The 12,633-nt window shown below is 67.0% G+C and carries 11 protein-coding genes and 3 pseudogenes; 9 read left to right on the forward strand and 5 right to left on the reverse strand.

Going from position 1 to position 12,633, the window contains the following annotated elements; translation table 11 throughout:
• Nucleotides 1–11 precede the first annotated feature (11 nt).
• Together ACX5I6_RS11980 and ACX5I6_RS11985 are read left to right on the forward strand one after the other, a co-directional pair.
• Nucleotides 12–958, forward strand: a pseudogene (locus tag ACX5I6_RS11980) (electron transfer flavoprotein subunit alpha/FixB family protein).
• A 4-nt stretch (nucleotides 959–962) separates the two neighbouring features.
• On the forward strand, nucleotides 963–1,742 hold the full coding sequence (locus ACX5I6_RS11985) for a PIG-L deacetylase family protein (RefSeq protein WP_461840612.1): 780 nt from the start codon (nucleotides 963–965) through the stop codon (nucleotides 1,740–1,742).
• A 67-nt stretch (nucleotides 1,743–1,809) separates the two neighbouring features.
• Here ACX5I6_RS11985 and ACX5I6_RS11990 read toward each other — a convergent pair whose 3' ends face one another.
• The 4 genes and pseudogenes from ACX5I6_RS11990 to ACX5I6_RS12005 form a co-directional block, all read right to left on the reverse strand.
• Complete coding sequence (locus ACX5I6_RS11990; protein WP_285248789.1) at nucleotides 1,810–2,649, reverse strand: anti-sigma factor; 840 nt, start codon at nucleotides 2,647–2,649, stop codon at nucleotides 1,810–1,812.
• A gap of 10 nt (nucleotides 2,650–2,659) precedes the next feature.
• Entirely contained in the window at nucleotides 2,660–3,268 is a 609-nt protein-coding gene (locus tag ACX5I6_RS11995; protein WP_461840613.1) for a sigma-70 family RNA polymerase sigma factor, read from the reverse strand.
• A gap of 207 nt (nucleotides 3,269–3,475) precedes the next feature.
• Nucleotides 3,476–3,943, reverse strand: coding sequence for a tRNA (cytidine(34)-2'-O)-methyltransferase (locus ACX5I6_RS12000; RefSeq protein ID WP_461840614.1), 468 nt, complete (start codon nucleotides 3,941–3,943; stop codon nucleotides 3,476–3,478).
• A 23-nt stretch (nucleotides 3,944–3,966) separates the two neighbouring features.
• A pseudogene (locus tag ACX5I6_RS12005) lies at nucleotides 3,967–4,901 on the reverse strand (J domain-containing protein).
• A 171-nt stretch (nucleotides 4,902–5,072) separates the two neighbouring features.
• Here ACX5I6_RS12005 and ACX5I6_RS12010 point away from each other — a divergent pair.
• Complete coding sequence (locus ACX5I6_RS12010) at nucleotides 5,073–5,540, forward strand: hypothetical protein (protein WP_461840615.1); 468 nt, start codon at nucleotides 5,073–5,075, stop codon at nucleotides 5,538–5,540.
• Nucleotides 5,537–5,773, forward strand: a complete 237-nt coding sequence (locus ACX5I6_RS12015) for a hypothetical protein (RefSeq protein WP_461840616.1) — start codon at nucleotides 5,537–5,539, stop codon at nucleotides 5,771–5,773. Before ACX5I6_RS12010 ends, ACX5I6_RS12015 begins: the two co-directional genes overlap by 4 nt.
• Here the strand turns inward: ACX5I6_RS12015 and ACX5I6_RS12020 are convergent.
• Nucleotides 5,743–6,186: a hypothetical protein gene (locus ACX5I6_RS12020; RefSeq protein WP_285248793.1), complete on the reverse strand. Its 444-nt coding sequence runs from the start codon at nucleotides 6,184–6,186 to the stop codon at nucleotides 5,743–5,745. The genes ACX5I6_RS12015 and ACX5I6_RS12020 overlap by 31 nt on opposite strands.
• Before the next feature lie 87 nt (nucleotides 6,187–6,273).
• On the opposite strand from ACX5I6_RS12020, the gene ACX5I6_RS12025 reads away from it, so the two are divergent.
• The 5 genes and pseudogenes from ACX5I6_RS12025 to ACX5I6_RS12045 all read left to right on the forward strand — a co-directional run bounded on the left by ACX5I6_RS12025 (nucleotide 6,274) and on the right by ACX5I6_RS12045 (nucleotide 12,632).
• Complete coding sequence (locus tag ACX5I6_RS12025) at nucleotides 6,274–6,939, forward strand: helix-turn-helix transcriptional regulator (protein ID WP_461840617.1); 666 nt, start codon at nucleotides 6,274–6,276, stop codon at nucleotides 6,937–6,939.
• A gap of 62 nt (nucleotides 6,940–7,001) precedes the next feature.
• Nucleotides 7,002–8,231, forward strand: a complete 1,230-nt coding sequence (locus tag ACX5I6_RS12030; protein WP_461840618.1) for a cysteine desulfurase family protein — start codon at nucleotides 7,002–7,004, stop codon at nucleotides 8,229–8,231.
• 162 nt (nucleotides 8,232–8,393) lie between these two features.
• Nucleotides 8,394–9,527 carry a tRNA 2-thiouridine(34) synthase MnmA gene (gene mnmA, locus ACX5I6_RS12035; RefSeq protein WP_461840619.1) on the forward strand — a complete coding sequence of 378 codons (1,134 nt, stop codon included), beginning with the start codon at nucleotides 8,394–8,396 and terminating at the stop codon, nucleotides 9,525–9,527.
• A 252-nt stretch (nucleotides 9,528–9,779) separates the two neighbouring features.
• A pseudogene (locus ACX5I6_RS12040) lies at nucleotides 9,780–11,413 on the forward strand (ABC transporter substrate-binding protein).
• Nucleotides 11,414–11,540: 127 nt separating this feature from the next.
• Nucleotides 11,541–12,632 (forward strand): ABC transporter permease, encoded by a 1,092-nt coding sequence (locus ACX5I6_RS12045; protein WP_461840620.1) that lies wholly within the window; start codon nucleotides 11,541–11,543, stop codon nucleotides 12,630–12,632.
• Nucleotide 12,633 lies beyond the last annotated feature (1 nt).

Here is a 12,633-nt window from a genome sequence, read left to right on the forward strand (position 1 = left end):
GGGACAACGACATGGCAAAAGTACTCGTATTCATCGACAACCCCGGAGCTTCGCTCAAGAAGAGCAGCCTGGAGCTGCTGACCCTGGCACGTTCCCTGGGGGAGAGCGCCGTCGCGGTCAACGGCGACCTTTCCGACGACGTCGCGGCCACCTTCGCGGAATACGGTGTGGGCACCGTCCTGCACCCATCGGCCCAGGACCTGGGCGACTTCCTCGTCGCGCCCAAGGCAGCCTACCTGGCAGCCGCGGCAGAGGCAGCCGGCGCCGGGATCGTGCTGCTGGACAACTCTCCGGAAGGCAAGGAGATCGCTGCGCGGCTGGGCATCAGGCTTAACGCCGGCGTCATCACCGACGTCGTCGCCGTAGACCCCGACGGCACCGCGCACAAGTCGGTCCTGGCCGGCTCGTACATCACCTCCTGCAGGGCCACGACGGCCGTTTCCGTACTCACGCTCAAGGCCAACAACGTGGTACCGGAACCCGCGCCCGCACCCACCACGCCCGAAACGGCAACCGTGGAGGTGCCCGCCGTCGCCAGCGCTGCCCGCATCACCGCCCGCGAGCAGAAGGTGGCCAGCGGCCGCCCGGACCTCACGGACGCCCGGATCGTCGTTGCCGGCGGCCGCGGGATGGACGGCGACTTCGGTCCCGTCGAGGAGCTGGCCGATGCCCTTGGTGCTGCCGTAGGAGCTTCCCGTGCAGCCACCGACGCCGGATGGATCAGCCACGACGCGCAGGTGGGGCAGACCGGCAAGACCGTTTCCCCCAGCTGTACATCTCGGCAGGCATCTCGGGCGCCATCCAGCAGAAAGCCGGCATGCAGACGTCCAAGGTCATCGTCGCCGTGAACAAGGATGCCGAATCGCCGGTCTTCGAGATCGCCGACTTCGGCATCATCGGGGACGTCTTCGATGTCCTGCCGCAGGCCGCGGCCGAGATCAAGAAGCGCAAAGGCTGATCCGTTGACTGCTTCCAGCGAGCAGGCAGGGAGCCCGTTCAACCCGGAAATACACCGGGTTGGGCGGGTCCTCTGTTTTGCGGCCCACCCCGACGACATCGACTTCGGCGCAGCGGGCACCATCGCCGCGTGGACGGCTGCAGGGGTGGAGGTGAGCTACTGCATCATGACCGACGGCGATGCCGGCGGTTTCGATCCTGCCCACCGCGCCGACATCATCGCGATGCGCGACGCCGAACAGCGCCGGGCAGCGGAGCTGGTCGGGGTCACTGACATCCACTACCTCCATCAGCGTGACGGCTACCTTGAGGCCTCCCATGAGGTGATGAGGGGCGTGGTGCGGCTGATCCGCGAAGTCCGCCCCGACGTCGTCCTCGCCATGCATCCTGAACGGAACTGGCAGCGGATCCAGAAGAGCCACCCGGACCACCTGGCAGTGGGGGAGGCGGTGACCCGGGCCGTGTACCCGGCACTGGAGAACCCGTTCGCGTACCCCGAGCTGGCGGAAGCTGGGCTGGAAGCTTACAAGCTGCCGTGGCTCTGGCTCTATGCGGGACCGGAGGAGCGGGAAAACCACTTCGTCGACGTCACCGACCAGGTGGATGCGAAACTCGCAGCCATCCATGTCCACGTGAGCCAGCATCCGGATGTGGAGGCCATGGAAGCCACCGTGCGCCAGGGCATGCGCACCAACGCCGCACGGGCAGGAATGCCGAGCGGACGCAGTGCCGAGGCTTTCCACGTGGTGGCGGTCAACGGGCCGGGCACCATCGCCGGCTTCTAGGACGCAAGAAGCGCCCCGTTCCCATCATGGGAGCGGGGCGCCTTGGTGTTGGGCGCCGGATGCCGGGTCAGGCGCCGAGTGGGGCCGCCGCAACCGTTGGCAGCGTGGGCGCCTTCGAACCACCGGCCGGTTCAACGGTGATGCCCAGCGAAGCAGCCGAATGGATGCCCTGGACCACGGCAGGCTTGGAGAGTGCCTGTTCGTCCATCAGGCCCTGCGACACCGGGGCGGAGCCGTCCTTGGGAATGAGCCACATCTGGTAGACCTTGCCCGCCGGCGGAGCGGGAACGCCGCTCATTTTCACCACGGCGGCATCCTCGGACGCGGAGATCAGAACCGTCGCCTTGCCGCCGCCTTGAACGTTGACGGAAGCCTCGCGGAGGTCCCCGGCACGCACGACCTGGTTGACGGGGTCATTCTGGTCGGCCAGGTAGGCGCCAACTCCCACGCCGCCCAGGGCAATCGCTGCCGCGGCTGCTACGCCCACCAGCCAGCGCCTGGTGCCGGACGGGCGGCGCTCCGCCCTGCGCTTGCGGGCCTCGGCGAGCTCGTCGGTTGGTTCTGCCGGTTGTGCCGCGCCTCCGGCCGGGGGCGCCACTTCAGAACCGGTGCGCCCGCTGCCCACGGGAAGCTGGGCCACGATGCGTTCGAACAAGTCCGACGGCGGCTCCTCCTCCACGCGGAAGGTGCGGGCCAGCGTCTCCCGGGACTGGCGGACACGCTCCAGGAAGACCAGGCGCTCGGTCTCCGGTGCGGTGGATATGTAGTGGTCAATGGCGTCGCGTTCCTGCTCCGTGACCGCGTCAAGGGCGTAGAGTTCGGCGAGGTCGATGGCACGGCCTGCCGCAAGGTCCATGGCGACGGTGTCGCCAAAGGCACGCGAACGGTCGTTGCGGCTGTTGTCCATTTCGTTCAATTCAACTCACCCCCAAGCAGGTCTTCAAGCGGATCAGTCCATCGCGGATGCGGGACTTGATGGTGGGAACAGCGGCATTCAGCCGTTCGGCGACTTCCCGGTAGGTCAGCCCGCCATAGTAGGCCAGGCGCACGGACTCCTGCTGTGTTTCGGTCAGCGTCTCCAAGCAGCGCACCACAGCCTCGGCCTCGAGCCGGCTTCCGACCTCATCGGAGACGCTGTCGTGGTCGATGTCCTGGGTGCTGGCCCCGTATTTCGCCTCCCGGTCCGTGGAGGACTGCGTGGACCGTACCTTGTCCACCGCCCGCCGGTGCGAGATGGTCATGAGCCAGGACAGCGGGCTTCCGGCGTGCGGATCGAACTTGGCCGCGTTCTGCCACACCTGCAGGAAGACTTCCTGCGTAGTGTCTTCACTGAGTTCGGGATCGATCAGGACCCGGCGTGCCATGCCGAAAACCCGGCGGGACGTGAGTTGGTAGAACTCGGCAAATGCGGCCTGATCCCCGCGGGCAACAGCGGCCAGCAGGGTTGACAGCCGCTGGCTGATGTCGGCTGGGGGATCAGTCACCGCGGCGGAGCCTTCGGGATTCGGCGCGTTGGGAGTTTCCATCACTCCCAAGCATAAGTCTCCGGCGGGAGATTCCCGGGCAGTCCTGCTGCTGTTGCGGTGTTCGCGCCTGGAATGCGCCTCGAGTAATGTCACCTGCCGCTCCTTGCTCCGCTCGAATGTGTTTCAAAAGGCATTCGGAGCCTTGCGGCAGGCGGATGGGACGGACGCAAAAAAGTCCTGCCCCGGGTGTCCCCGATGGGCCGGGTGCTAGAGCTTGGCGCCGGCGAAGCCCTGCTGCCGCCAGGCTTCGTAGACAGCTATCGAGGCGGCGTTGGCGAGGTTGAGGGAGCGCAGCGCCGGGAGCATGGGCAGGCGCACTGTTGCGGTCACATGGGGGTCGGTCTTCAGCTCCGCCGGCAGGCCCACGGATTCGCGGCCGAACATCAGGACGTCGCCTGGCTGGTACGGGATGTCGGTGTAACTGGTTGTACCGTCCGAGGTGAAGGCGTAGACCCGTTCCGGCTTGAGGTGTTCCCAGGCGTCTTCGATGCTCCGGTGGACTGTCACGACGGCGAGGTCGTGGTAGTCCAGGCCTGCGCGGCGCAGTTTGGCATCGGAGAAGTCGAAGCCCAAGGGTTCCACGAGGTGCAGTTCGGCGCCGGTGATGGCGGCGAGGCGGATGGCGTTGCCGGTATTGCCGGGAATTTCGGGGGCATGGAAGAGGATGCGGAACACCTCCCCATCCTAGCCAACCGCCGTCAGTGCATGCCGCGCAGCAGCCTGGCCAGGACCGGCACGTTGACGGTGTTCGGTGCCGGTCCTGCGGCAAGGAACTCCTTCAGGCCGCGCGCCAGGCCGGCCGCGTTGACGATTTGGACCGTTTCCGCGGGCCCTGCCGGACGGCGGTGGTGGTCGATCACGGGCTCATGGAGGTTGCCGTCCGGGCTGAACACCACGGTCCACCCCGTGACGTTCAGTTCCGGGAAGATGTCCTGCATGGCCCACACCACCTGGGTGAGCTGCGGGGGCGCCACGGCACGGCCCCCGTGGTTGAGGGTGCGGCCGTCCCAGGCATAGGCTCCCTTGGGCAGGAGCATCGAGTTGACCAAGGCGAGGCGGTAGCCCGACAGGACGGCGTGGTCGATGTGGCTGTTGTCCGCCGGCGACTGCAGGCCGTTGATGAGCCGGGCCGCGGGGATGGCCGTCAGCACCTGGCGGGAAAGGACTGCACCGTGCGCATTTCACGCTGGATCCGGGCCTCGGCGCCGAAGATTCCCCTCTTCCGGGGCATCCCGTGGACCTGCTGGCGGGCCTGCTCCAACGGAATCAGGGGGACGTCGCCGCTCCCTCCGTACGGCGGAACGTAAATGGGAGGATCCCCGGCGGTGTTCCGCCCGCCGCCCGGCCGGCGGACTGTGGCGGACGCCCGGCTCCCTGCCGCCGGAGCGTCGAAGTGGGCGCCGGCATCGGTCGGAGCGGTGCCCGCCCCGTAGGAGCGGTCGTAGGCCTTACGGCGCTGCGGATCAATCAGCGTCTCGTAGGCAGCGGTGACCCTGCGGAACGTTGCGGCATCACCCCCGTGGTCCGGGTGGGCAGACCTGGCTGCGCGCCGGTACGCCGCCTTGATCTCTTTCTCAGTGGCTGTGACGGCCACACGGAGGACCTGGTAGTGGGAGCTGCTGCTCTCGGTCAAGCAATCGTCCTGTTCTTCAAGCGCCACGGGGAAAGCGAAGTGCCCGCCCAGTCTAGCCAGCGCGGATGGCCGGCCTGCACTGTCAACGAGCGTCCGGGGTGCCCGGGTTCCCCGCGGCCGGAGTTTAGACTCGTGGATGCACGGCCGAACACCGGCTGGTGGGGATGCGGGGTGGAGATGGATTTTGCGACGACGGCCCGGCCGGCGGGCCGGGCATGGCACCTGGGGGCGCCGCTGGCGGTGGCGGGGCTGGGGGCTGTGCTGCTGGCCGGCTGCAGCGTGGATGTCCGTGACCCCGCTGCCCCGGAAACGCCGCCAGGCACGCCGGTCCTGTCCACCCCGACGATCACCCCCGGCCACGACGCTGCGGCAGTGGCAGCCCGGGACCTGCCCTTTGCGGCCGGGGGCACCCTGGCCCCGGGCGTTCCGGTAGGGATCTCTGACGAGCTGAAACGTGCACCGGGGTGGAAGCAGGTCACTGAGGACGTATCCGGTGCGAGCCAATACGCCAAGGCTGACGGCTGCGTGGTTGCGGCCCGGGTCAGTACCGGGCAGGGCCCGCTGGTCCGGGGGACGACCGGGAGTCCACGGTGGCCCTGTTCCAGTACCTGGATGCCACCATCCAGCCCTCGTACTTGACAACGGAATCGTTGCAGTGGGGCGGAAGCGTCGAAGAGCCCGGCAAGAGCGTCGAGGTCCTCGTGCTGGAACCTGCCGCGCACGGCGGAAAGTCGACTGCGGTTCTTGCCAGGGTCTTCGGCACTGCGGGGTCGTCAGCCTACATCTCCGTCTCCTGCCCGGATCCGGGAACGCTCGCTGCCGCCCGGAAGGATGTGTCGCGCTACCTGCCCTTGGTGCCGCCGTCGGCCTGAGCCTGGCGGTTCCCGGCCGACAACCGGTTGAGGGCGAGCGCACCCACCAGGAGTCCGAAGTCGCGCAGGGCCACGTCGTAGAAGCTTCCAAGGAGGAGCAGGTTGACGATGATCCCGGCGAGCCAGGCGGCCACCAGGAGTGAGCCGAAGCGGGGGCGGACTGCCACCGCGATCCCCGCAATGATCTCCACCACGCCCACCACGTCCATGAAGGTTCGTGGGGCCAGAGGCACCAGGGCAGTCGCCTGGGGTGCCAGATAGACGGTCCAGTCGGTGAGGATGTTCGTGAACTTGTCCAGGCCGAACAGGACCGGGGCGACCGTGAAGACAGTGCGCAGCAGCAGGAAGGCCTGCCGCGTGGCCGGCTCAGTGGCCGGTGCAGGGTGTGCGCGCACTGCCGATGCTGGTTTCATGACGTGCTCCTTCTAAAAGTAGGTATGCCAATTTTAGAAACCTGATGTTCTATAATCAAGAGATCTTGACTATGGATTGGTGGGACCGTGTATCGACTTCCCTGGGCCGGCAGGATTGCCGCCGTTGCCTCGTTGGCGGACGCCAAGCGGCTGCAGCTTTTCGAGCTGGTCGCGGCCTCCCCGCGGCCGGTGGGCCGGGACGAAGTGGCCGAATCCGTTGGCCTGGCGCGGAGCACGGTCTCGTTCCACCTGGACAGGCTGGTCCAGGACGGCCTGCTGGCTGTCGAGTTCCACAAGGCGCCTGGAAAGGCCGGGCCGGGTTCCGGCCGGCCGGCCAAGATGTACCGGCGGGCGGCGGGGGAAGTGGGAGCGACGGTGCCGGACCGCAACTATGACCTTGCCGGCGAGTTGATGGCGGCCGCCATCGAGGCGTCCGAGGCCGGCAGCGGCCCGGTGGGTGAGGCGTTGCGCGCAGCTGCCTTCCGGAAGGGCTGCGAGCTGGCGGAAGCGGCCGGGAGCATGGGGGATTTCCTGGCCCAGGCAGGCTACCGGCCCCAGGACGACGGCGATGGCGGCTACCTGCTGCCCAACTGCCCCTTCCACCGCCTTTCCAACCAGCACGCGTCCGTCGTGTGCGACATGAACGGCGCATTCCTGCGGGGAGCGGCGGCCGGATGCGGCGGGCACGGGGACCGCGTGGCATCGGTGGACCTTCCCGGCCACTGTTGCGCGAGGATCACCCGCGCGTCCTGAGCGGTGCCCGGGCTGGCTCCCCGGGCCGGGGCTGCCGCGGCAGCGGGCGCTAGAATTGAACGGTGCCCGCCTACCTCGACCACGCCGCCACCACGCCGCTCACCGGTGCGGCCCTCACCGCACTGACGCGTGAGCTGGCACGTACCGGAAACCCTTCGTCATTGCACGGTTCCGGCCGCCGGGCCCGGCGCGCCGTGGAAGACGCGCGCGAGACCATTGCCGCCGCCGTCGGGGCACACCCATCAGAAGTGATCTTCACCTCCGGCGGCACCGAATCGGACAACCTCGCCGTGAAGGGCTTGTACTGGTCCCGCGTGGCAGGGGACCCCAGGCGGCGCCGCATCCTTTGCTCCGCCGTCGAGCATCACGCGGTGCTGGACACCGTCGAATGGCTTGAGCGCCACGAGGGCGCGGCTGTTACCTGGCTGCCCGTGGACAGCGAGGGCGTGGTGGATCCCGTCATCCTGGAGGCGGAGCTGGCGCGCGACCCCGGCAGCGTGGCCCTGGTGACCGTGATGTGGGCCAACAACGAAGTAGGCACCATCCAGCCCGTCCGCCGCATCGTGGAGCTGGCCCACGCGGCCGGCGTGCCCGTCCACTCCGACGCCGTCCAGGCATTCGGTTCCCTTCCCGTGGACTTCAAGGAATCCGGCCTCGACGCAATGTCCATTTCCGGCCACAAGATCGGCGGCCCTGTCGGAGTTGGCGCGCTCCTGCTGGGCCGCTCGGTCACATTGACGCCGGTGCAGCACGGCGGCGGCCAGGAACGCGACGTGCGCTCCGGAACGCTGGACACGGCGTCCATCGCGGCCTTCGCCGCCGCTGCGGAAGCCACTGCCGACGCGCGCGACGGGGAAGCAGCACGGATCGCCGCCCTGCGTGACCGCCTTGTGGACGGCGTCCGCGAACGGATTCCCGAGGCCGTACTCCGTGGTGCGCCTGGTGATGGCCGGCTGCCCGGCAACGCGCATTTCACCTTCCCTGGCTGCGAGGGGGATTCACTGCTGTTCCTCCTGGACCTGGCGGGCATCGAATCGTCCACCGGTTCTGCCTGCACCGCGGGTGTCCCGCGGCCCTCCCATGTGCTGCTGGCCATGGGCCTGGACGAGGAAACCGCGCGGGGTGCCCAGCGGTTCAGCCTGGGACACACCTCCACCGAGGCCGACGTCGATGCCCTGCTTGCCGCACTGCCCGAGGCTTATGCGCGTGCACGCCAGGCCGGAATGGCCGGGCACGAGTCCACCATCCAAACCGCAGGTACCGTGGCGCGGCAGGGGCTGCACGGCAGCTGATCCCTCGGGGCCCTGATGCCTTGGATGGGTTTGCCGGGTCAGATCCCGGCGGCTGGGGGCGATTTGCGCGGGTCCGTAGAATGGATAGGCGAAGATCGTTTCCGCCGCCCGGCCTTGCCGCCCGGGCCCCGGTAAGCCAGCATCCCCCAACAGAAAGCCAGCATGCGAGTACTAGCAGCCATGAGCGGCGGAGTTGATTCCGCCGTTGCCGCCGCCCGCGCGGTCGAGGCCGGGCACGACGTCGTCGGCGTCCACCTTGCCCTGTCCCGCATGCCCGGAACCCTCCGCACCGGCAGCCGGGGCTGTTGCACCATCGAAGACTCCCGGGACGCCTGGCGTGCCTGCGACGTCCTGGGTATTCCCTACTACGTCTGGGATTTCTCCGAGCGTTTCAAGGAAGACGTCGTCCAGGACTTTATCGACGAATACGCCGCCGGCCGTACCCCCAACCCGTGCATGCGGTGCAACGAACGGATCAAGTTCGCAGCGCTTCTCGAAAAGGCCATCGCCCTGGGCTTCGACGCCGTCTGCACCGGCCACTACGCCAAGGTGATCGAGGACGCCGACGGCAACCGGGAACTCCACCGCGCAGCCGACTGGGCGAAGGACCAGAGCTACGTGCTGGGCGTCCTGACCCACGAGCAGCTCAAGCACTCGATGTTCCCCCTGGCCGACACGCCCTCCAAGGCCGAGGTCCGTGCGGAAGCTGAGCGCCGGGGGTTGTCGGTTGCCAACAAGCCTGACAGCCACGACATCTGCTTCATTCCCGACGGCGACACCGCCGGCTGGCTCGCCGAGAAAATCGAGATGACCACAGGTGACATCGTGGACGAGTCCGGGGCCAAGGTGGGGGAGCACCCTGGAGCCAACGCCTTCACGGTCGGTCAGCGCCGCGGACTCAAACTGGGCACCCCCGCCGCCGACGGCAAGCCGCGCTTCGTCCTGGAAATCCGGCCCAAGGAAAACAAAGTGGTTGTGGGTCCCGAAGCGCTGCTGGCCATCGACGAGATCCGCGGCATCAAGATCTCCTGGGCGGGCCTTCCCATTTCTGAGGTGGACTCGGGGGCGGAATTCAACTGCCACGCCCAGGTCCGTGCGCACGGGGATCCCGTACCCGCCACTGCCTGGATGGAACCGGCACGGGACGGCGCTGCCGGCAGCCAGCTGATGGTCCGCCTGGAGGCTCCGCTGCGCGGTGTGGCCCCGGGCCAGACCGTGGTGCTGTACCAGGGCAGCCGCGTGCTGGGCCAGGCCACCATCGACGCCGCACGGTCCCTCCAGCGGGCCGCGCTGTAACCCTGCCGTTCCCGGTACCGCCACGATTCCGCCGTGGCGGTCTTTTGCCGTGCCCAAGGCCGGTGGCCCGCACGATTCCTCGTCGCACTCCCGGGTAACTATTGAGAAAATATTGTGTTTCAACTCACAGAAATGGCCGTCTCGAGGGCAGACTCTCTGATTGAATCTAGGGATCAGCACTGCACGCCGGCGTCTGGGGCTATCAACCTGTGACCGCGGGCGTGCGCGTACTCATCGGAAAGAAGTTCACAGATGATCAAGAGCACAACGGCCCTGCACCGCGCCATCGCGCTGGCAGGCATCTCCGCCCTGGCCCTGACTGCCTGCACAGGGCCCTCCGGCGGCGGGGAACGTCCACCGGCAGTGCCGGCGGCGGTGCCATTACCTTCGGAACCACGGACAAGGTCGTCACCCTCGATCCCGCCGGTTCCTACGACGCAGGATCCTTCCTGGTGATGAACCAGGTCTACCCCTTCCTGATGAACTCCAAGCCCGGTTCGGCCGAGGTCAGCCCGGACATTGCGGAGTCCGCGTCCTTCACGTCACCCACCGAGTTCACCGTGAAGCTCAAGCCCAACCTCAAGTTCGCCAACGGCCACGCGCTGACGGCCTCGGACGTGAAGTTCTCCTACGACCGCGTCCTCAAGATCAATGATCCCAACGGCCCGGCGTCGCTGCTGTCCAACCTCAAGTCGGTTGCCGTCAAAGACGACACCACCGTGGTGTTCACCCTCAACGCCGCCAACGACCAGGTCTTCCCGAGCGTCCTTGGCACCAACACCGGTCCGATCGTGGATGAGGAAGTCTTCCCCGCCGACAAGGTGATGAGCGACGAAGACATCGTGGCGGCCAAGCCCTTCGCCGGCCAGTACACCATCGATTCCTACAAGAAGAACGAACTCGTCAGCCTCAAGAGCAACCCCGACTACAACGGACTGCTCGGCAAGCCGGCCAACGACAACGCCGTGATCAAGTACTACGCCGACTCCAACAACCTGAAGCTGGACGTCCAGGGCGGCAACATCGACGTTGCGGGCCGAAGCATCACCGCCACGGATGCCGCCGACCTCGGCAAGGACTCCAAGGTCAAGGTCTACAAGGGCCCGGGCGGCGAGTTGCGCTACATCGTCTTCAACTTCGACACCATGCCGTTCGGCGCCAAGACGCCCGAAGCAAACCCCGCCAAGGCCCTCGCCGTGCGCCAGGCCATGGCGGACATTGTGGACCGGCAGGCCATCTCGGACCAGGTGTACAAGGGAACCTACGTTCCCGCCTACTCCGTGGTGGCGGATGGACTGCCCGGCGCAATCCAGCCCATGAAGGACCTGTACGGGGATGGCAGCGGCAAGCCGAGCCTGGACAAAGCCAAGAAGGTCCTCAGCGACGCAGGGATCACCGGCCCGGTGACCGTGAAGCTGCAGTACAACCCGGACCACTACGGCAAGTCTTCGGGCGATGAATACGCCATGGTCAAGCAACAGTTGGAGAAGTCCGGCCTGTTCACCGTGGACCTGCAGTCCACCGAATGGGTGACGTACTCCAAGGCACGCACCTCTGACGCGTACCCCGTTTACCAGCTCGGCTGGTTCCCGGACTACTCGGATGCGGACAACTACCTCACGCCCTTCTTCATCCCGGGCAACTTCCTCAAGAACCACTACGAGAACCCGACTGTCACGGACCTGATCCAGAAGCAGCTGACCACGCCGGACAAGACCGAACGCCAGAAGCTGATCGGCGATGCCCAGACGGCAGTCGCCAAGGACCTCTCCACCCTGCCGCTCCTGCAGGGCTCGCAGCTCCTGGTGGCGGGAGCTGACGTCAAGGGTGTCGAGAAGACCCTCGACCCCTCGTTCAAGACACGCCTTGGCGTGCTGTCCAAGTAAGCAGTCAACCCCCATCGGGCTCTGACGGGCCGGAGGCGGGACGCCGCAATGGTGTCCCGCCTTTTGCCGGTCATCAGTCAGCAACGAGGGGAATGCTGGCTCCCGGTCACCACGAATCCAGGTACCGATGACATCTTTGATTGACGCGCCGCCAAGTGATGCGGACGCGCTCCTTCCGACCAAGAAAAAAGCGGCAGGGGGAGGGCTGGGCCAGTACATCCTGGTCCGCTTCCTGCTGATCTTCCCAACCATCCTCATCCTCGTCACGTTGGTGTTCTTCCTCATGCGGATCACCGGCGACCCCATCACCGCCGCCATGGGCGGCCGGCTCCCGCCGGAACAGTTGCAGGAACGCATCCACACCGCCGGCTACGACCGGCCGCTGCTTCTGCAGTACTTCGAATACCTGGGGCAGCTCATCACGGGCAACTTCGGCACCACCCTCTCGGACAACCGCAAGGTCACCGAGATGCTGACCACCTATGGCTCCGCCACACTGGAACTGGCCATCAACGCCATCATCGTCGCCCTGGTGGTGGGCATTCCGCTCGGCATGATCGCCGCCCACCGTCGTGATCACCTGCCGGACGCCGTGCTCCGGATCCTGGCCATCCTGTTCTACGCAACCCCGGTCTTCTTCGCCGGCATGCTGCTCAAGTTGGTGTTCTCCGTGTGGCTGGGCTGGCTGCCGGTCGCCGGCCGCGCCGGGACCAGGACCGAACTGTCCCTCACAGCCCTGGAAGCCCCCACCGGCATCTACTGGCTGGACGCCCTGCGCAGCGGAAACATGGCTGCCCTCAGCGACGTGATGTCCCACGCCGTCCTTCCGGCGCTGGCCCTTGGCCTCCTGACGGCCGGGGTCTTCCTGCGCCTGGTTCGGACCAATGTCATCGGCACACTCGGCAAGGACTACATCGAGGCTGGCCGCTCACGCGGCGTCAGCGAATATCGGCTGGTCACCAAACACGCCTACAAGCCGGCGCTGATCCCCATCATCACGGTCATGGGCCTGCAGATCGCAGTGCTGCTCGGCGGGGCCGTGCTCACCGAAACAACCTTTGAGTGGAAAGGCCTCGGATTCCAGCTGGCCAACTACCTCACGGCGCGCGACTTCGTCGCCGTCCAGGGCATCGTGGTGCTGCTGGCCGTCATCGTCGCCGTCACCAACTTCATCGTGGACATCATCGCCGCGCTGATCGACCCCCGCGTGAGGTACTGAC

The organism is Arthrobacter sp. MMS24-T111 (assembly GCF_054888995.1).

Bases quoted from the DNA above. Each gene is read 5' to 3' on its own strand.
- ACX5I6_RS11990 (WP_285248789.1), bottom strand. From the start codon at position 2,649: ATGGACAACAGCCGCAACGACCGTTCGCGTGCCTTTGGCGACACCGTC.
- mnmA (WP_461840619.1), top strand. From the start codon at position 8,394: ATGCGAGTACTAGCAGCCATGAGCGGCGGAGTTGATTCCGCCGTTGCC.
- ACX5I6_RS11995 (WP_461840613.1), bottom strand. From the start codon at position 3,268: ATGGAAACTCCCAACGCGCCGAATCCCGAAGGCTCCGCCGCGGTGACT.
- ACX5I6_RS12045 (WP_461840620.1), top strand. From the start codon at position 11,541: ATGACATCTTTGATTGACGCGCCGCCAAGTGATGCGGACGCGCTCCTT.
- ACX5I6_RS12020 (WP_285248793.1), bottom strand. From the start codon at position 6,186: ATGAAACCAGCATCGGCAGTGCGCGCACACCCTGCACCGGCCACTGAG.